The organism is Sphingomonas alba (genome assembly GCF_023516555.1).
Lineage (GTDB): Bacteria > Pseudomonadota > Alphaproteobacteria > Sphingomonadales > Sphingomonadaceae > Sphingomicrobium > Sphingomicrobium album.
In genome coordinates this window covers 543,807-561,560 of the sequence record NZ_JAMGBD010000001.1, presented here as the reverse complement: position 1 = coordinate 561,560, position 17,754 = coordinate 543,807, and the positions used below count along the sequence as shown (strand labels likewise).

Genomic DNA, 17,754 nt, shown 5'->3' with positions numbered 1-17,754 from the left:
GAATTGGCCGTCATAGTCATCCTTGCCTTAGTTGCCTTGTTCATCGGCCTTCGCCTTTACGCCGTGCTCGGCGAACGCACGGGTCATGAACAGCCGATCCTCAAGCCTGCCGATCCCGATGCGCGCATCAGCCAGCCGCAGCCGGCGGCCCCGCGCGAGGCGGCGAAAACGCCCGATGCTGGTGATCTTGCGTACCTGCCGATGGCGGGGCCGGGCGTGCGGGCTTTGCTTGCTGCCGATCCGAGCTTCGACGTCAGCCGTTTCCTGGAGGGAGCGGGCGGCGCCTATCGCCTGATCCTGGAGAGCTTCTGGAAGGGCGACCTTGACGCCATCAAGCCGCACGTCGCAGCGCATGTTTATGAAACCTTTGCTGCCGCTGTCGAACAACGCGAAAAGGACGGACACAAGCTGGACAACCGTTTGGTCGCGCTCGAGCCTCCGGTCATTGCGGAGGCAGAAGTCGACAATGGCGCGGCCGTCATTACCGTGCGCTTTGAGGCCGATATCGCGGCCGTCACCCGCAATGCCGATGGTGAAGTCGTGGCAGGGTCCATGAGCGACGCGGTCCAGACCCGCGACCGCTGGACCTTCCGCCGGGACATCACGTCGCGCGACCCGAACTGGCTCCTGATCGAAACCGACGAGGAAGAGTGAGGTTCGCCTCACGCGCTGTTACGCTTGCGGCGCTGGCGCTGCTTGCCGCTTGCGCACCCAGGCCCCAGGTTCCGTCCACCCCTACGAGGCCTCCAAGTGAAGTCCCGTCGCGGCCCCTGCCCACACCGCCGGCTCCGCCGCCACCGGCCAATGCGGTCGCGGCGGGCGTAACGCTGGCGCAGCCAAGGACGCTTGCTGAATCCGACGCGGCTGACGCTTTGCGGGCCTTTGTCCTCGGTTGTCCGGCACTGGTTCGCCGCCAGGACAAGTCGGGATTGAGCCAGGCTTCCGACTGGCAAATCCTCTGCGCCGAAGCACGCGCCGTGCCGTCCGGAAGTGCGGCCGCATTCTTCCGCGATCGATTCGACTGGGCGCGGGTTGGCGACGGCAAGGCTTTCGCCACAGGTTATTATGAGCCGGAAATTGCTGGCGTTCGCACGCGCCAACCGGGTTTTGAGGTTCCGATTTATCGGACGCCTGGCGACCTCACTCGCTGCACCAAGGCCGACGGCACGATCGGGCGCGGGCGGGTCGATGAAACCGGCGCCTGCGTGCTTTATTTCACACGGCCCGAGATCGAGGATGGAGCTCTCTCCGACAAAGGGCTGGAATTGGCCTGGGCCGCCGATCCGATCGACCTTTTCTTCGTCGAAATCCAGGGCTCGGGGCGGCTCAAGGCACCGGACGGCACCATTATGCGCATCGGCTACGACAATCAGAACGGCCGCGACTATGTGGCGGTTGGGAGATTGTTGCGCGACCGCGGAATCCTGCCTTCGGGCGGCATCACCCGCGACGTAATCATCAACTGGATGCGGGCCCAGCCGGATGGCGGCAAAGCGCTGATGCGCGAGAATCTGAGCTACGTATTCTTCAAGGAATTGATTGGGCCGGGTCCGATCGGCGCAATGAATGTCGCAGTGACACCGCAGGTGACGGTCGCCGCTGACCCCTTGTTCGTGCCCTTGGGCGCGCCGGTGTTCATCGACATGGATCGCAACGAGACCGATGGCCTGTGGGTGGCTCAGGACACGGGCGGCGCGATTAAAGGAGCCAACCGCTTCGACACATTCTGGGGCGCCGGTGCGGCCGCCGAGCGGACCGCTGGCGGCATGTCGGCAAATGGCACTGCCATGATATTGTTGCCCAAGGGCAGCGTCGCACGCATCGAGGCGGCCGGTGCGCGGACTGTCCCCTGAGGAGCAGGCCCTCTGGGCCAAGGTGACCGAGACGATTCGGCCGCTGTCGCGCGATCCGCTGCCCAAGGTTGAAGTGTCGCCGACCCTGCCAAGGCCCACACCGCCACCCATTGCGCACAAGCCCAAGGGCTCACCGCCGAAATCGACGCCGACGCTCGCCCGGCCGCGACCCGCGATCGCCAACACGCTGGATTCTCATTGGGACAGGCGACTGAGGGCAGGGTCGGTCGAGCCGGATCGAGTCGTCGACCTGCACGGTCACAACCTCGACAGCGCCTGGGATTCGATCGACCGGGCGCTTGAACGGGCCGTGGTTAACCGGGAGCGGGTGCTATTATTGATTACGGGTCATGCGCGTCCGGGCGAGCCGCCGGTGCAGCGCGGGCGGATCCGTGCCGCCGTTCACGATTGGCTCGCAGCATCGCGCCACAGAGGCGAAATCGCCGCCGTCAGGGCCGCGCACCGGCGCCACGGCGGAGGCGGAAGCCTCTACGTCATTCTGCGGCGTTAACCTTTCTCTCGCACGGCTTCTTAACGCTGGCCGTTTAATCGCGTGCGGATAGCGGCATGGCCCGTGATTTCGAAGGCGATCGCACCACCATGAAAGACGGAAGGGCGCAGAAGATCAGCAACGCCATCCTCTCGGGGTTGGCGGGCCTGGCTTCCTTTGTCTTTTCGCTGATGGCGCTGCTCTATCTTACCGAGCTGGACCAGAAGATCCTGGCGTCGCTTGTCGCCGGCACCTTCTGCCTCTTGATCAGCTACATCGCGTCGGAGCGGCCCAATACCGAAGGTGCACGTGCCCTGTCGGCGCTCGTCGACCGTCTGCTGGCCGTCGAACATGGCGACCTCACCAGTCCGGCGCCGTCGCTCCTGAAGCGCAGCCTGCCGAAACTGGCGGCGGCGGTGGATAGCCTTTTCGACGAGGTCCGCTCGTCCATTGAGAACGCCCATGCCCTTGGCATGTATGACCCGGTCACCTCGCTGCCCAACCGCCTGCATTTCCGTTCGGAGGCGGACAAACTGTTGAACCAGGTCGGCAAGAACCAGTCGGCCATGCTGTTTGTCGATCTCGATCGCTTCAAGGCAGTCAACGATTGCCTGGGCCATGCCCGCGGCGACCAGTTGCTCGTGATGGTTGCGAACCGCCTGCGCGTTGTCGTTACCGCCGAGCTCGGCGATACTGGCACGCCCCGACCTTTGCTGGCGCGGCTTGCTGGCGACGAGTTCACCATGTTCTTCCCGAAGATCGAGTCGGTTGCCGAGGTCGAAATGCTCGCCCGCCGCATCGCCCTGGCGATCGCCGAACCGTTCGAGCTGCAGGGGCACAGCATCGATATTGGCGCCTCGATCGGTGTCGCCATTTCTCCGGACCATGGCCAGTCGGTCGAGGCGCTGATGCGTGCCGCTGACCTCGCCATGTACCGCGCCAAGCAGCGCGGCGGAGGCCAGCATTACCTCTTCTCCGACAAGCTGGCGCTCGAGCACCAGAGCCGCATCGAGATCGAGACGGCGCTGACCGATGCCGTGCCCCGCGACCAGCTGAGGATTGCCCTGCAGCCCCAGGTCAACCTCGCCACGGGCGAAGTGACGGGCGCTGAGGCTCTCATTCGCTGGCATCACCCGCGCGATGGCATTCGCAGCCCTTCGAGCTTCATTCCGATCGCCGAACAGACCGGTATCATCGCCGAGATCGGCGATTGGGTGGTGACCGAGGCGGCCTCGATCCTGGCCGGCTGGCAGCGCGACGGGATCAAGCGCCGCCTGGCATTCAACGTCAGCCCGCGCCAGTTGGACCGCGTCGACTTCTTCAGCCGGCTGCGCCAGACCTTCTTCGATCAGGGCGTTCCGTTATCGATGGTCGAGCTGGAGTTCACCGAAAGCGCCGCCATGCAGTGCTCGGAGGGCGACCTCGCCGAGATCGCGGCTCTGAGGTCCGAAGGTGCGTCGATCGCCATCGATGATTTCGGCACCGGCTATTCGAACATCGCCCGCCTGCGCTCCATGCCTCTCGACCGGGTCAAGTTAGACCCTTCCTTGATCTCCGATCTCGACAGTAGTGAGCAGGCACGGGTGGTCGTCCAGGCAGTGGTCGAGCTTATCAAGGGTGTCGGCTGCGAAGTCGTCGCCGAGGCGGTCGAGACCGTCGCCCAGGCCGACATTCTCCGTGCGATGGGCTGCCACACCATCCAGGGCTATGTCTTTGCCGAGCCGATGTACCAGGACGAATACCAGGCCTGGACGGTTGGCGCCGACCGTCACGCGCGCAGCGTCGCCTAAGCTCCAAATGCCTTCGAGATAACACGGCCGTAGATGCGGCTAAGCGCGCGAATGTCTTCGACCGCCGCGCTTTCACCGACTTTGTGCATCGTGGCGTTCGGCAGGCCGAAATCGACCACCGGGCAAAGCTGGATCAGGAATCGTCCGTCGGACGTGCCGCCGCTGGTCGACAGTTCTGGCTCGATGCCGGTTTCATCCTGAATTGCGGAGACGACCAGGTCGTAGAGCTCCCCGGCAGGCGTCAGGAAAGCTTCGCCGGAGATGCGGGCACGGACTGTCGTGCCCGGTGCCGCGCCGGCGGCGGTGTCTTCGACCAGTTGGACGAGGTCGGCGCCCTTGTGGAGGTTGTTGAAGCGGATGTTCAGCTGTGCCTCCGCCGACGCCGGAATCACATTGCTCGCATTGGTCGGTGTCGAGATCGCCGTGAACTCGAGGTTCGAAGGGGGAAAGGCATCATTCCCGTCGTCGAGATGCAGGGCCGACAAAGCGTCGACGACCCGGGCAAGCTTGGGCACCGGGTTGTCGGCGCGGTGGGGGTAGGCAACGTGGCCCTGCGTCCCGGGAACGTCGATCCACATGTTGACCGATCCGCGCCGGCCGATCTTGATTGTGTCGCCCAGGCGATCGACCGACGTGGGCTCGCCGATCAGGATCATGTCGGGGCTGATCCCATGCTCGTTCAGCCAGTCGATGATGCGCGGCGTGCCGTAAGTCGCATAACCTTCTTCGTCGCCGGTGATCAGTAGGGACAGCGTGCCGCTGGCCTGTTGCTCGGGGATGGCGGCGACGAAAGCCGCGATCGCGCTCTTCATGTCGTTCGCACCGCGGCCGAACAGGCGGCCGTCCTTAATGACCGCACTGAACGGGTCGCTGCTCCAGCCATCGCCCGGCGGCACGATGTCGAGATGGCCGGCAAATCCGAAGTGCGGGCTGCCCGCGCCGCGGATCGCGACCATGTTCTCGGTCGGGCCATCGGGCTCCTCGCCGAGGACGAAACGGTGGACGTCGAACCCAAGCGGAAGCAGCGCTTCCTCGAGGAGGTCGAAAACCCTGCCGCGCGCCGGCGTGATGCTTGGACAGTTGATTAGCGCGGTCGCAAAAGCGATGGGATCGATCGACATTGCCTTCGCCTAGCAAAGGACTTGCCAATGCCCAAGGTCGACCTGGATGCAATCACCCCGTCGAACGCCACCGGCTATCCCGATCCGTTCCATAAGGAGGTCCAAGGCCGCTGGTGGAAGCGGATCGCGCCTGCCGCCAAGCTTACTGAATTGGGCGCGAGCCACGTCACGCTCGATCCGGGAGCATGGTCCAGCCAAAGGCATTGGCATGAGACGGAGGACGAGTTGGTCATCATGCTCGCCGGCCGGGCCGTGCTGGTCGAGGACGACGGCGAGCGAGAGGTCGGTCCCGGAGACGTGCTGGCCTGGGCCAAGGGCGTCAGCAACGGGCATCATCTCATCAACCGGTCGGACGAGCCTTGCACCTTCGTCGCGATCAGCGCCGGCGAGCGCACCAGCGGTGGTTACTCCGATATCGATATGACGTGGACGGCAGACGGCGTTTTCCGCCATCGCGACGGCACCGAATATCCCAAGCGCCAGCCCTAGTCGGCGTCCTCGGTCTCTTTTTCCGGTTCGTACTGCTCGATGACCCAAGGCTCATCCTGGGCAAGCTCGATCCATTCGACGACATGCGGATGGTGGAGCACATCCTCCATGTAGCGCGCGGCAAAGGGCGGTACCGGCACCCGGTAAGTGACGAAACGGGTGACTACCGGCGCGAACATGATGTCGGCCGCGGACCAGTCTCCGAAAAGATAATCGCCAGTACCGCCAAAGCGGGCTCGCGCCTGCGCCCATAGCTGCAGGATACGGTCGATATCGCTGCGAACGTCGTCGGAGAGCGGTCCCGAATCGATGATCCGACGGACGTTCATCGGAAGCTCGCGACGCAAGGCCGCGAAACCCGAGTGCATCTCCGCGGCCATTGATCGCGCCATCCCGCGCGCGGAATCGTCCTCAGGCCAGAAACGCTTGCGACCAACCCTGTCGGCGAGAAACTCGACGATCGCGAGGCTGTCCCAAACGACGCATTCGTCGTCCCAGAGGATCGGGACCTTGCCCAGAGACGGTGCGAACTCGTCGCCCTCCCGGCGCTTTTCCCAATTTTCGTCGAACATCGGCACCACGAGCTCTTCGAATTCGAGCTCGGACTGCTTGCAAGCCAGCCAGCCGCGCATCGACCAGCTTGAGTAAGCACGGTTGCCGATAATCAGCTTCATGCCAGTCTCTTCATCAGGTGAGCGCCGCCTCCAGGATTGCTGTCCTTAACTCGGCGATACCCGCGCCGGTTTCGCTCGATGTCGCGAACAGGGCGGGATGTGCCGCCGGATGACGCGCGGCTTCCGCCTTGGTCGCCTCAAGAGTGGCCGACAATACGGTCGGCTTGATCTTGTCCGCCTTGGTCAGCACCAGATGATAGCTGGCGGCTGCCTTGTCGAGCATCTCCATGATCTCGCGGTCTACGTCCTTGAGGCCGTGACGGCTATCGACCAGGACCAGCGTGCGTTTGAGCATCGCGCGGCCTCGCAGGAAGTCGTTCACCAGATAGCGCCATTTGCGGACGAGGTCCTTGGGTGCCTCGGCGAAGCCATAGCCGGGCATGTCGACGAGCCGGAATTGTAGCGGTTCGCCGACATCAAAGAAGTTGAGCTCCTGAGTCCGGCCAGGCGTGTTCGATGTCCGCGCCAGCGCCTTGCGGTTGGTCAGCGCGTTCAGGAGCGATGATTTCCCGACGTTCGAGCGTCCCGCGAAGGCGATCTCGGGGACCGTAGCATCGGGCAGGAACTGGAGTCCGGGCGCGGACTTCAGGAAGGCGATCGGTCCCGCGAACAGCTTGCGGGCGCGCTCCTCCATTTCCTTTCCCTCATCCACGGCTTCAGGTCTTTACCGGGTGCGTGTCGGAATAGTGGAGGTCGTAGCGCTTGTAGAGCCACCACTGTTGGCAGATCGTCAGGATGTTCGAGACGGTCCAGTAGAGCTGGAGGCCCGCCGCGAACGGCGCCATTACGAACATCAGGATCCAGGGCATGATGCTGAACATCTGCTGCTGGACTGGGTCCATCTGCTGCGGGTTCAGCTTGAACTGGATGAACATGGTCACGCCGAGCAGGATCGGCAGCACGCCGATGGCGAGGAAGCCGTGCGGCGTAAAGTTCAGCAGGCCGAACAGATTGAGGACGGTCGCCGGATCGGGCGCCGACAAGTCGTGGATCCACAAGGCGAAGGGCTGGTGGCGCATTTCCACCGACACCATGAGCACCTTGTAGAGCGCGTAGAAGACCGGGATCTGGAGCAGGATCGGCAGGCAACCGGCGGCAGGATTGATCTTTTCCTGCTTGTACAGGTTCAGCATTTCCTGCTGCAGCCGCACCTTATCGTCCTTGTAGCGCTCCTGGATCGCCTTCAGCTTCGGCTGGATACGGCGCATGCCGGCCATCGAACGGAACTGCCGGTCCGCGATCGGGAACATCAGGCCGCGGACGATCAGCGTCAGGCAGATGATGGCGACGCCGAAGTTGCCGGTCACCTTGAACAGCCAATTGAGCAGGTTGAAAATCGGCCGCATGAACCATTCGAACCAGCCCCAGTCGATCGACTTGGACAGCAGTTCAATCCCGCCGTTCTCATAGCCATCGAGCGCTTTCTTCTCCTTGGCGCCCGAGAAGACCTGCGACTTGAACTGGAGAGTCTGGCCCGGCTGGACGACCTGCTGATCGGCGGCGGCGTCAGCCTGGTAGGGGCCGGCGTCGGAATGGCGGAAATCATTGGTGGTCCCGCCGTCTGGAATCAGGGCCGTCAGCCAATATTTGTCGGTGAAACCGATCCAGCCCTTGGATTTGGAGAAATTGAGGGCAGGGCCTGCCTCGCGGACCTTCTGCCAGCTGACTTCGTAATCGGCCTTGCCGTCCGCAACGCGGATCGGGCCGACGTGAACGGTCGGGCTCGATACATCGTGCGAGCGCCCGGCGCGGCTGGCGAAGAGATAGGGGCGGAGCGCCACGGGAGCGGGGCTGGCGTTGGTGACCTTTTGCGCGACCGTGAAGAGATATTGGTCGTCGACCGCGAGGTCGATCTCGAACCGCAGGCCCGCGGGATTGGTCCAGGTCAGGGCTACAGGCTTGCCGGGGGCGAGCTCGGAGCCATTCGCTTGCCAGATGGTGTCGGGGCCGGGAACGGCGACGCCATCGCCGCTCCAGCCAAATCCGACGAACGAGGCGGCCTTGGCGCCCTGCGGCGACAGCAGCGGCACGGGGCCGGACTTCTTCGAGATCGTGATGCGGTGCTTCAGCATCACCAAATCATCGATGCGCGCGCCCTTCAGGTTGATCGAGCCGCTGATCGACGAATTCTGGAAGCGAACGCGAGGGGTCGAGGCAATGACCGCCGAACGCGCCTGCAAAGCCTGCGGCGCAGCCGGTGAAGTGCTGGGAGGCGCCAACGGCTTTACCTTGCCGTCTTCGACCTTCTGGGTCTGCGGTTGCGCGGTCGGGAACCAGCGTTCCGCGACGAAGCTCCAGCCTACCAGCACCAGAAGGCTCAGCACGATCGCGAGGATCATGTTGCGATGTTCGTTCAAGCGGTCAGATCCTCATGTCTGTCAGGGTACGGGGTCGTAGCCCTGGCCGCCCCAGGGATGGCAGCGAAAGATTCGTTTCAGGGCAATCCAGCTACCCCGAGCGGCCCCATAGCGTTGAATTGCGGTAATCGCATAGGCCGAACAGCTGGGTTGGTAACGGCAGGACGGCGGCAGCACCTGCGACGGGCCTTTCTGCCACAGGCGGCAGATGCCGATGAGGGCCTTGCCGATCACCGGCGCGCCTTGTCCAGAGCCTTGGCCAGGTCCTGGCGCAGCAGGCCATAGTCGCGCTCGATCCCGCCGGAGCGGCCGATCATGACAAAATCGGTGCCGGGCATTCCGTCCGCCGGTACCAGCTCACGCGCGAGTTTGCGGAAGCGGCGCTTCATGCGGTTGCGCACCACGGCATTGCCGATTTTCTTTGTCACAGTGAAGCCGACACGCAGCGCGTCATCCCCGTCATCGCGCTTGCGGACGAGGAGGACGAAGCCGGGCGTCGGGATTCGGGTACCGCGGTTGGCGGCCAGGAAGTCTGACCGCTTGCGGATCGTGACTAGGCGCTGAGCTTCTTGCGGCCGCGTGCGCGGCGCGCGTTCAGCACCTTGCGGCCGCCGACCGTCGCCATGCGGCTGCGGAATCCGTGCCGCCGCTTGCGGACCAGATTGCTCGGCTGGAAAGTGCGCTTCATCGCTCATGCCTCGAATATAAGAAAAAAGAGCCGCCAAAGGGCGGCCGTTGTTGGGGGCGCCACTATAGGGGTGAGCCGTCAAAGTCAATCGCCGTGGACGTCAGAAGCGGCTTTAACCTGAGTATCGGCTGGACTCTTGGCAGCCGCTTCAAGTTTGTGCCGTTCCTTACGTTCCTTGCGAAGCTCCTCGCGGCGCTTGGCACTGCGGCGCTGCAGACCCCAGTCGGCCCAGCGCCCGGCCTTGGGCTGCCAGCGCTTGAACCTCACGTAGCGCCGCTTGGCCCACATGCTGGTCCTGAGAACAAGCGCCAGGCCGGCAGCGAAAACGAAGATTCCGCCCGGGCCGGGAAGGGCGCCGACGGGAATCGAAGCGAGCATCAAGAGGATGCCCAGGCCGAACATCGACCATTCGACTAACGGGTGGTTTATAAAACGCAGCCACTGCCTACGCGTGATCATGGCGGGCATGTGGGCAATGGCGGCGCGGTCGGCAAGTGCTTGCGTCGAGCGCGAGCGGCGCTAGGGTCGGCGCCGCCGAGTTAGGGGGGTATTTGCCGCCGGTCAGTATCGCGTTCCAGGAGCGGCCGTAATGGTCGCGATCGTCTCAACTGTCGCATATCTGGGACTCGAGGCTCGCGCCGTCGAGGTGCAGGTACAGCTCGCCGCCGGAATGCCGGCCTTCGTCATCGTCGGGTTGCCGGACAAGGCCGTTGCCGAGAGCCGGGAGCGAGTGCGCGCGGCATTGGCATCGATCGGACTCGCGTTGCCGCCCAAGCGAATCACGGTCAATCTGTCGCCGGCGGATTTGCCGAAAGAAGGTTCGCATTTCGACCTGCCGATCGCACTTGGCCTCTTGGCGGCGATCGGGGCGACCGATGCCGAAAGCCTCTCGCATTATGTCGCTGTCGGTGAGTTGAGCCTCGACGGGCGGATCGCCGCCTCCCCGGGAGTGCTGCTGGCGGCGCTACACGCGAGTAGCGAAGGAAAGGGACTGATCTGCCCGGCTGGACAGGGCGCAGAGGCGGCCTGGGCCGGCGATGTCGAGGTGCTTGCAGCGCCGGATTTGTTGGCGTTGCTCGCGCATTTGAAGGGTACGACCTTGCTGGCAGCGCCGCAGCCGGGTGAGGCGGAGCCGCTGACGGGCGGTCCGGACCTTAAACAGGTTAAGGGGCAGGAAACGGCCAAGCGCGCGCTGGAGATTGCCGCGGCGGGTGGTCATAACCTGCTGATGAGCGGTCCGCCGGGGGCGGGAAAGTCTCTGCTTGCTGCATGCATGCCGGGAATCTTGCCGCCGCTCGAACCGGCCGAGGCGCTGGAAGTCTCAATGGTCGCGTCGGTGGCAGGTGAGTTGAACGGCGGAAGGATGGTCCGGCGACGGCCGTTCCGCTCGCCGCATCATTCGGCGTCGATGCCGGCCTTGGTCGGCGGCGGGTTGAAGGTGCGGCCGGGCGAGATCAGCCTGGCGCATCTCGGCGTACTGTTCCTCGACGAACTGCCCGAGTTCCAGCGCGCCGTACTCGATTCGCTGCGACAGCCGCTGGAGACTGGCAATGTCAGCGTCGCCCGGGCGAATACGCACGTGACCTTTCCCGCGCGGGTGCAGCTGATCGCGGCAATGAACCCGTGCCGCTGCGGACATCTGAGCGATCCGGCGCTGGCCTGCTCGCGGGCGCCGCGCTGTGCTGCCGACTATCAGGCGAAGGTGTCGGGGCCCCTCATCGATCGCATCGACCTGCACGTAGATGTGCAGGGAGTGAGCGCCGCCGATCTGACCCTGCCCCCGCCCGCAGAGGGGAGTGAAGAAGTTGCAAAGCGCGTGGCACAGGCGAGAGATGTGCAGTCCATACGCTACAACGGCCATGGCCCGCGCACGAATGCGGAGGCGGACGGAGAGCTGCTCGATAGTGTCGCAACGCCGGACGAGCCCGGCCGCAAACTGCTTGCAGACGCAGCCGCGGCAATGCGGCTGTCGGCACGCGGTTTTCATCGGGTCCTGCGAGTGGCGCGGACGATCGCCGATTTGGCGGGGGCGGAGCAGGTCGGCCGGATCCACGTCGCCGAAGCCCTCAGCTATCGCCACCAAGCGCCGAGGAACTGATCGAGTGAACCTCATCCGTTTCGGATGAGCAACTAAGCCTTTCTTACGCCGGGCAACCGTAGGCGCACGTCAAACGCATCTACGAAAGCAAAAACCATGATCGAACCTGCGCGAAGCCACGAGTCATCGCGTTTTCCCATCGGCATGTTCCGCCTCGGGATCCTGGCGATGATCGCCCTCATGCTGGCTTCGATCACCCTGACGTGGCGAGTGGGCGACAATATCCGCGACGAAATGCGGGCGCAGATCGACGTGATCACCGCGGCCGAGAAGGTCGACCACTATGGAACCGTCCTCGAGATGTCGATGAAAGCCGTCGTGACGAACGGCGATAGCGAAGCGGCTGCCCGATACCGCACCATACAGCCGGTCTTAAGGGAAACGTTGAGCTCGCTTCGCCGCGATCTGCAGTCGGGCCAGAATGAAGCGGCGATTGCAACGGTGGACGAGGCGGATCTGAAGTTGATTGCCATGGAATACCAGGCGCTTGATCTTGCCAGCAAAGGCAAGCTCCCAAGCGCCCAGAAGCTCATTCGCAGCTCGCGCTACGACTATCTGAACAATGTCTATTACGAGGGCATCAGAGCGATTGAAAAACATGCGGCACGGTTCGTCAAGTCGACACGAAGCCGCCTGAATTTCTACTTGTGGACAATCATATCCCTGTCCGGAATGTCGTTGGCCCTGATCGTCGTCGGCTGGTTCGCTTTCGTTGGTCCGGTGCGCCGGTGGGGTAAGGAAATCGAGATTGCACGGACCGCTGCTGAAAGCTCCGCTGTAAAGCTGGAGGAGAATCAACTCGAGCTTCAGAAACTCAACCAACGCCTCTTTCGCCAGGCACGCGTCGACCCATTGACCGGTCTCGCCACGCGCCTCAGCCTCAATGAGGACGCGCCGAAGTGGCTCCTGACCGACATCTCGCCACACCAATATTGCGCGGCGATGTGCGACATCGATTTCTTCAAGCAGTTCAATGACAGCCGAGGTCACCTGGCCGGCGATCAGGCGCTGCAACTGGTAGCCGAGGCCATTCGCGGGTCGCTGGCCGAAGGCGACACGGCGTATCGCCTTGGCGGCGAAGAGTTCCTGATCGTGATGAAGGCGGCGTCGATCCGTGCGGCGGCCGTGCGGGCGGACAAGATGCGGCTCGCGATTGCCGAGCTTGGGATCGCTCATTCGGAAAGCCCGCTGGGCAATGTCACGGTCAGCGTCGGCGTCTCGGTGCTCGATCGGGCAGGCGGGATGAGCATCGAGCGCTGGATCCGGCAAGCGGACGAGGCCCTCTACGAGGCAAAGAACGGTGGCCGAAACCGGGTTGTCATGTCTGCGGCAGGCAAAGCAGGGCCGGCATCGGTTACATCGATCAGGGCGGCGGCCAGCATTTAGAGCGGGCTTTCACCCCGCGGGTTGCCTCGCTGGCCAGCTATCACTAGCTAGGGGCGCTCGGCCCGGGGCCCCTGTGGCGGAATGGTAGACGCGCTCGACTCAAAATCGAGTTCTTCACGGAGTGTCCGTTCGAGTCGGACCAGGGGCACCATCCAAGAAATTCTGCTTTCGCTTCCGCCGCACGCGGATATGCTGCCGCGGATGGACAAGCGCACCGATAGCACCCAGGCGAGCGCAGCGGAGCTGGAACAGGCCGTCGAGCAAGTCGCCGTCCGGCGCGACCGGTTGCTGGCTTCGCTGACGCTGATTGCAGGGATCGGCGTGATCGTCGGCCTGCCGTTCGCTTTGCGAGCGGGGGCCGAGTTTTTCCTTCCGGTTACCGCGGCATTAGTCGTCGCCATTGCGCTGGTCCCGATGCTGGAATGGTTCGAGCGTCGGGGCGTGCCTTCAAAGCTTGCTGCAGTGATGTGCGTCGTGATCTTCCTGTCGATCATGGCGTTCGCCATTGGCTCGATCGTCGTCCCAGCGATGGACTGGGTGGTCCAGGTCCCGGAGAGGATTGGGAGGGTGCAGTCCGCGCTCGCGCCGGTTCTCGACCTCTACAAGAGCCTCGACAAATATATCGACCGGATCTTTTCCCAGATCGTAGTCTCCAGCTCCAATGCACGGGCGGTGCGTGTCGAGACGCCCAATTCCTTGCTAGGCCTCGTGACCGCCTCAGCGCCGCACGCCGCGATCCAACTGTTCTTCGCGTTGTTGGTGGTCTTCTTCTTCCTGTCCGGCTGGACCGGCATGCGCCGCAGCACCATCAAGAGCCGTGGCAGTTTCGAAGGGGCGATGACGACGGCGCGGGTCATCCAGCAGGTGGTCGAGGCGACCTCGACCTACATCGGCACGATCACCGTCATTAACGTCTGCCTCGGGGCCCTCACCGCGCTCATCCTGTGGGGCCTGGGCATGGATTCGCCGGTCATGTGGGGCGGTATCGTCGCGGTGGCCAACTACATTCCTTACCTCGGTCCCATCGTCTCCGCATTCCTTCTGTTCATCGGCGGACTGATGACCTTCCCCGACGTCTGGGCGGCGATGTTGCCGCCGGCAATCTTCATCGGCCTGCACCTCGTCGAAGCCAATGCGATCACGCCAATGATCGTCGGTCGCAAGATCGAGGTGAACCCGTTGCTGATCCTTGTGTCCCTGAGCTTCTGGGCCTGGGTCTGGGGCACCACGGGTGCCTTGCTGGCAGTTCCCTTGCTGATCATCTTCAAGACGATCTTTTCAGCGGCGGGCACGCCCGACATTGCCGGATTCTTGTTTGAACAGGGGACGTTGACCCACATCGGCGAGGATGACGAAAAAGACGACGAAGAGGCGTCTTCCACCGGTTGACAGGTTTCGGGGCGTCACCTAGTTGCCCGCCACGCCGTTTTTCAGCGGGTGTAGCTCAGTTGGTTAGAGCGCCGGCCTGTCACGCCGGAGGTCGCGGGTTCGAGCCCCGTCACTCGCGCCATCCCTTGCGATTCGCAATTCAGGCCGCGGTTTTCACTGCGCCCCGCAGCAAGGGATAAAGCAACCGCTGTTCCAGCACGATGTGGGCATGCTCCCGGCGACGGATTTCCCGCGAAGCCTGACAGAATCCCGTCCAATCCGATTCTAGGTCGGTGGTGGACCAACGGCCCAGATCCGCCGAGCTTTCCCGCAGCGAGCCCGATCAGCCACCATCAGCTGTTTCAGCTGGTCGCGCCGCCCGGCATCGAGGCGATGTATGAAATAATCGCAGATGCGTGCCGCGATCAGCCTTCGCTGGAGGACTGCCTGGCTTAGCTGCCAGCGGGCGGTGGTGCAGGATGTCAGGTCCGCGGCATTCCTCGCCGTGATCCGATCCATTGAAGCGAGTTCGGCGGTCAGCCGGCGGTGTGCCTCCCGCAACTCAATGAGCAGGGTTCGGGCGACGTGCGCGAATTCCGGGACATAAAGGCGCTTGGCGGCGTTCGGCACGCTGGACTCCTGGGTGGCAAGGAGTCTGCGGGTAGGAGAGTTCACCTTTTGCCGGCGTTACTTAAACCGCCATTTCGGTCGCAGTTTTAGTTACCCGAAACCGGCGCTCCGGTCGCGGCAGTGGCCGCGGCTACCGTCGACGGGCCCGGGGCGGCTTCGCTAACCCGGCCGAGCGGCTTTTCGGTTACGGCTGGCGCAGCGCCGCCAAGCATATCGCGCAGGTTCTCGGATGCGGAGACACGCTCGATATAATCGACGTGCTTCACCTTCTCGACCGCCGCGCGAGCTTCTGGAGTGAAGAGTACGCGAATGCGCTTGCCGTCGTTCTGGACGACCTGGACGCCCTCGATCTTGGTCATGGCCGGCGCAGCGGCGACAACCGGCGAGACGATATTGTGCGGAACGCTGAGCGCCGCATAGCGCAAAGCCTTCGGATCGGATTCGTGACCCGAATAGGATTGGCTGAATGCCGCCGGTTGGCCCCAGCCGCCGCTCCAGCGATAGAAAATGTGTGCGCCGATCGATGTCGTCTTGTTGAGCGTCGGCGCCCAGTAAGGCGCGACGTAATTGGCGTGATAGTGGGTGGCGTTACCGACCGCCGGCTGCACGAAGCCATTCAGGGCGGCGCGAGCGACCTCGCGAGCGCGATCCCATGCCGAGCGCTCCGGCGCGCGGGCGAGCGAACCGTCGCAGGTAAAGGTGAACTGGCAGCCGGTGCTGCGCGTCGAGCCCTCGTAGACGACGCCGCAGACGCTCGCCGGGAAGGCCGGATGGCGAACGCGGTTGAGAACGACCTGGGCAACGGCTTGCTGGCCCTCGAGCGGCTCCTGGCCGGCTTCGTAATAAATGGCGCTGGTCAGGCACTCGAGTGCGCGATCACGCGTCTCCGCACCGGCCTTGGCCATGGTGAAAGGCCGCGCAGCGGGGTTCGGTCCGCTCGCAAAGGGAATAGCCGCGTTCAATTGCTCCGCCGTCTGTGCATCCACATTGCGGATGTCGGTCGCGGCCGGCGACGAGGGCAGAGCTTTGTCCGCACGGGCAGCGCGTGCCCCCGGCAGTCGATCGGTCGACATGGCAGCGCCGGCAAGCGCGACCGCCGTCGCCAGGCCGAGCAATCCCAGTCCCACGGTCTCACGCGGGTGAGTGCGCCACGGACGGGCCAGATCGATCGTCAGACTCGGTGTCATTCTTGCTGCTAAAGCTGTATTACTCATATAACACGGATAATACAATAAAGGGCCTTACTCCGCCCTGAACCGCCCGGTTTCCATCCAGCGAAGCAAGGGCTTCAAGGGTGCAATCCAGGCGATGCCGGCAACGAGATAGAAAAGGCCCTGCAATAATACAGGCCACTTTTCGACCAACGCGGCCAGCGATGCGACGAGCGCCGCCCATAGCACAATTATGGCCAGAATTCCGAAGATTCCGGCCGGTTTCCGCCATGAAGGCTCAACAATAGGGCCGCTCAACGAAACATCCTGAGGCCCTCGGGCGAGGCAAATCCGTCCAGCGGCAGGTCCCAGGCATCGGCGGGAATCTCTTCGTCCAGCATCTGGACCGCCCAGCCGACGCCGATCAGCATGCCGCCCTGCTTGCGAAGGTCGGACGCGGCTCGATCGTAATGGCCCTTGCCCTGGCCAAGGCGTGTGCCTTTGCGATCGACCGCCACAAGCGGCAGCAGCACGAGGTCCGGATTGACGTGTGGGGCGTCCAGAGCCGGCTGCAGGATGGCCCAAGGCCCCGTTTCAGTCGGGTCGCCGGCCCGGAAACGGAAGGCGCTCTGATGATCGGAAAAGGCCGGAAAAGCGAGAATCGTGCCTTGCGCTGCGGCGGCTTCGAGGGCCGGCAGCGGGCTGATCTCCGTCGGCAATGGTGCGTACCCGCCCAGCACGCGCGACTTGTCGAGCAAGGGCTTGAGTACGTCGGCGAGCTGCTGCTCCAGGCGGCCGCGTTCAGCAGGATCGAGCCCCGCGACAAAGGCTTGGCGGCGTTCGCGCCCGAGGCGCCTCAAGGCGATTTTATCTGCCAAAACCGGGGAATGTGACGGGACCACCATGGCCGTTTGCCCTAAAATCCTCTGACGCCACAAACGTCAGGTGGGAACCATATGCACCGGGCCAGGGCCCGGACAGGGACAGTCCCCTAGGAGATTTAATCGCCTCAGGGATTTTCCGAAAAGCGCGCACCGGGCAGTACCCGTCGCAACCCTATTTAAGCGTCCGCCGCCCCATTCTCAAGGGAATCGGCAAGCAATTCGAGCCGCTCGGCGAGCCGGACTACCCGATCGACGATAACAGGGTCGGGGCCGGCGGGCTCCGGTGGCGGCGGTGCCATCACCGCGCCGCCGCTGCCGTCGACCAGCTGGTCGGCGAGCAGGAGCGAGGCAAACAGGAGCTGCCGCGACTCGCTCAACGTGCCGAGGCCCGACAGCGCTTCCCGGCTCTTGGCATCGACGAGGCGGGCCGCGGCGCGAAGATTGTCCTCTTCACCATCGCGGCAGGCGATCTGGTAGCTGCGGCCGGCGATCAGCAGGTCGACATGCGCCATCAGCGTGCCCCTTCGATGATGGAGTCGAGCTCGGCGACGACATCGCGCACTCTGGCACGCAGCCGTTCGTCACGGCCGCTGCCCGCCTTCAGGCGAGAAAGAGCCCGCTCGATGCGCTCCATCGCGCGATCTGCGCGGTCGAGTGCTGAAACTAGACCTTCGTCGCTCATTTGCCCTCGCTAAAAGGATTGTAATCACGGGGCAAGGTTGACGCTGCTCGGCTCACCGACAATAGGGCCACGCATCGGCTGGCGTAATCCTTT

Annotated in this window: 22 protein-coding genes, 2 tRNA genes and 1 other RNA gene; 10 read left to right on the top strand and 15 right to left on the bottom strand. The window is 63.8% G+C overall.

Features of this window, described 5'->3' with window-relative positions; translation table 11 throughout:
- Positions 1 to 3 precede the first annotated feature (3 nt).
- Genes LZ536_RS02910 through LZ536_RS02895 form a run of 4 tightly spaced genes read left to right on the top strand, consistent with a single transcriptional unit; the run spans position 4 to position 4,133 of the window.
- Complete coding sequence (locus LZ536_RS02910; protein ID WP_249846795.1) at positions 4 to 654, top strand: Tim44/TimA family putative adaptor protein; 651 nt, start codon at positions 4 to 6, stop codon at positions 652 to 654.
- Positions 651 to 1,853, top strand: coding sequence for a murein transglycosylase A (mltA, locus tag LZ536_RS02905; RefSeq protein WP_249846794.1), 1,203 nt, complete (start codon positions 651 to 653; stop codon positions 1,851 to 1,853). The genes LZ536_RS02910 and mltA overlap by 4 nt, the downstream gene beginning before the upstream one ends.
- Positions 1,834 to 2,364 (top strand): Smr/MutS family protein, encoded by a 531-nt coding sequence (locus LZ536_RS02900; RefSeq protein ID WP_249846793.1) that lies wholly within the window; start codon positions 1,834 to 1,836, stop codon positions 2,362 to 2,364. Before mltA ends, LZ536_RS02900 begins: the two co-directional genes overlap by 20 nt.
- 56 nt (positions 2,365 to 2,420) lie before the next feature.
- Positions 2,421 to 4,133 (top strand): putative bifunctional diguanylate cyclase/phosphodiesterase, encoded by a 1,713-nt coding sequence (locus tag LZ536_RS02895; RefSeq protein WP_249846792.1) that lies wholly within the window; start codon positions 2,421 to 2,423, stop codon positions 4,131 to 4,133.
- Here LZ536_RS02895 and dapE read toward each other — a convergent pair.
- Positions 4,130 to 5,254, bottom strand: coding sequence for a succinyl-diaminopimelate desuccinylase (dapE, locus tag LZ536_RS02890; protein ID WP_249846791.1), 1,125 nt, complete (start codon positions 5,252 to 5,254; stop codon positions 4,130 to 4,132). The two genes, LZ536_RS02895 and dapE, sit on opposite strands and share 4 nt — an antisense overlap.
- Before the next feature lie 27 nt (positions 5,255 to 5,281).
- Here dapE and LZ536_RS02885 point away from each other — a divergent pair, with 27 nt between their 5' ends.
- Positions 5,282 to 5,743 (top strand): cupin domain-containing protein, encoded by a 462-nt coding sequence (locus LZ536_RS02885; RefSeq protein WP_249846790.1) that lies wholly within the window; start codon positions 5,282 to 5,284, stop codon positions 5,741 to 5,743.
- On the opposite strand, the gene LZ536_RS02880 is transcribed toward LZ536_RS02885, so the two are convergent.
- From LZ536_RS02880 to LZ536_RS02850, 7 genes are all read right to left on the bottom strand, one after another.
- Positions 5,740 to 6,417 (bottom strand): glutathione S-transferase family protein, encoded by a 678-nt coding sequence (locus LZ536_RS02880; protein WP_249846789.1) that lies wholly within the window; start codon positions 6,415 to 6,417, stop codon positions 5,740 to 5,742. The two genes, LZ536_RS02885 and LZ536_RS02880, sit on opposite strands and share 4 nt — an antisense overlap.
- Before the next feature lie 13 nt (positions 6,418 to 6,430).
- On the bottom strand, positions 6,431 to 7,051 hold the full coding sequence (gene yihA / locus LZ536_RS02875) for a ribosome biogenesis GTP-binding protein YihA/YsxC (protein ID WP_249848541.1): 621 nt from the start codon (positions 7,049 to 7,051) through the stop codon (positions 6,431 to 6,433).
- 22 nt (positions 7,052 to 7,073) lie between these two features.
- On the bottom strand, positions 7,074 to 8,774 hold the full coding sequence (yidC, locus tag LZ536_RS02870) for a membrane protein insertase YidC (RefSeq protein ID WP_249846788.1): 1,701 nt from the start codon (positions 8,772 to 8,774) through the stop codon (positions 7,074 to 7,076).
- 21 nt (positions 8,775 to 8,795) lie between these two features.
- Entirely contained in the window at positions 8,796 to 9,008 is a 213-nt protein-coding gene (gene yidD / locus LZ536_RS02865; protein WP_249846787.1) for a membrane protein insertion efficiency factor YidD, read from the bottom strand.
- Positions 9,005 to 9,322 (bottom strand): ribonuclease P protein component, encoded by a 318-nt coding sequence (rnpA, locus tag LZ536_RS02860; protein ID WP_348538833.1) that lies wholly within the window; start codon positions 9,320 to 9,322, stop codon positions 9,005 to 9,007. Before rnpA ends, yidD begins: the two co-directional genes overlap by 4 nt.
- 5 nt (positions 9,323 to 9,327) lie before the next feature.
- Positions 9,328 to 9,462 (bottom strand): 50S ribosomal protein L34, encoded by a 135-nt coding sequence (gene rpmH, locus LZ536_RS02855; RefSeq protein WP_037504084.1) that lies wholly within the window; start codon positions 9,460 to 9,462, stop codon positions 9,328 to 9,330.
- An 84-nt stretch (positions 9,463 to 9,546) separates the two neighbouring features.
- Positions 9,547 to 9,864 (bottom strand): hypothetical protein, encoded by a 318-nt coding sequence (locus LZ536_RS02850; protein WP_249846786.1) that lies wholly within the window; start codon positions 9,862 to 9,864, stop codon positions 9,547 to 9,549.
- Between the two features lie 187 nt (positions 9,865 to 10,051).
- On the opposite strand from LZ536_RS02850, the gene LZ536_RS02845 reads away from it, so the two are divergent.
- The 5 genes from LZ536_RS02845 (at position 10,052) to LZ536_RS02825 (ending at position 14,456) form a co-directional block, all read left to right on the top strand.
- The gene (locus LZ536_RS02845; protein ID WP_249846785.1) at positions 10,052 to 11,560 is read left to right on the top strand and encodes a YifB family Mg chelatase-like AAA ATPase; all 1,509 of its coding nucleotides are present in this window, start codon (positions 10,052 to 10,054) and stop codon (positions 11,558 to 11,560) included.
- Positions 11,561 to 11,656: 96 nt separating this feature from the next.
- On the top strand, positions 11,657 to 12,946 hold the full coding sequence (locus LZ536_RS02840) for a GGDEF domain-containing protein (RefSeq protein ID WP_249846784.1): 1,290 nt from the start codon (positions 11,657 to 11,659) through the stop codon (positions 12,944 to 12,946).
- Between the two features lie 67 nt (positions 12,947 to 13,013).
- Positions 13,014 to 13,097 (top strand) — tRNA-Leu (locus tag LZ536_RS02835).
- Positions 13,098 to 13,147: 50 nt separating this feature from the next.
- Positions 13,148 to 14,335: an AI-2E family transporter gene (locus LZ536_RS02830; RefSeq protein ID WP_249846783.1), complete on the top strand. Its 1,188-nt coding sequence runs from the start codon at positions 13,148 to 13,150 to the stop codon at positions 14,333 to 14,335.
- Positions 14,336 to 14,379: 44 nt separating this feature from the next.
- A tRNA-Asp gene (locus LZ536_RS02825) sits at positions 14,380 to 14,456 on the top strand.
- 143 nt (positions 14,457 to 14,599) lie between these two features.
- On the opposite strand, the gene LZ536_RS02820 is transcribed toward LZ536_RS02825, so the two are convergent.
- The 7 genes from LZ536_RS02820 to LZ536_RS02795 form a co-directional block, all read right to left on the bottom strand.
- Entirely contained in the window at positions 14,600 to 14,944 is a 345-nt protein-coding gene (locus LZ536_RS02820; RefSeq protein WP_249846782.1) for a hypothetical protein, read from the bottom strand.
- Positions 14,945 to 15,030: 86 nt separating this feature from the next.
- A complete protein-coding gene (locus LZ536_RS02815; protein ID WP_249846781.1) occupies positions 15,031 to 16,131 on the bottom strand; it encodes a cell wall hydrolase in 1,101 nt (366 codons plus the stop codon).
- A gap of 54 nt (positions 16,132 to 16,185) precedes the next feature.
- Positions 16,186 to 16,413: a DUF2842 domain-containing protein gene (locus LZ536_RS02810; RefSeq protein ID WP_283938376.1), complete on the bottom strand. Its 228-nt coding sequence runs from the start codon at positions 16,411 to 16,413 to the stop codon at positions 16,186 to 16,188.
- Positions 16,410 to 16,955 (bottom strand): 5-formyltetrahydrofolate cyclo-ligase, encoded by a 546-nt coding sequence (locus LZ536_RS02805; RefSeq protein ID WP_249846780.1) that lies wholly within the window; start codon positions 16,953 to 16,955, stop codon positions 16,410 to 16,412. The genes LZ536_RS02810 and LZ536_RS02805 overlap by 4 nt, the downstream gene beginning before the upstream one ends.
- A 31-nt stretch (positions 16,956 to 16,986) precedes the next feature.
- Positions 16,987 to 17,143: non-coding RNA, 6S RNA (ssrS, locus tag LZ536_RS13155), on the bottom strand.
- A gap of 12 nt (positions 17,144 to 17,155) precedes the next feature.
- Positions 17,156 to 17,491 (bottom strand): cell division protein ZapA, encoded by a 336-nt coding sequence (locus tag LZ536_RS02800; RefSeq protein WP_249846779.1) that lies wholly within the window; start codon positions 17,489 to 17,491, stop codon positions 17,156 to 17,158.
- On the bottom strand, positions 17,491 to 17,661 hold the full coding sequence (locus LZ536_RS02795; RefSeq protein ID WP_249846778.1) for a hypothetical protein: 171 nt from the start codon (positions 17,659 to 17,661) through the stop codon (positions 17,491 to 17,493). Before LZ536_RS02795 ends, LZ536_RS02800 begins: the two co-directional genes overlap by 1 nt.
- Between the last annotated feature and the right edge of the window lie 93 nt (positions 17,662 to 17,754).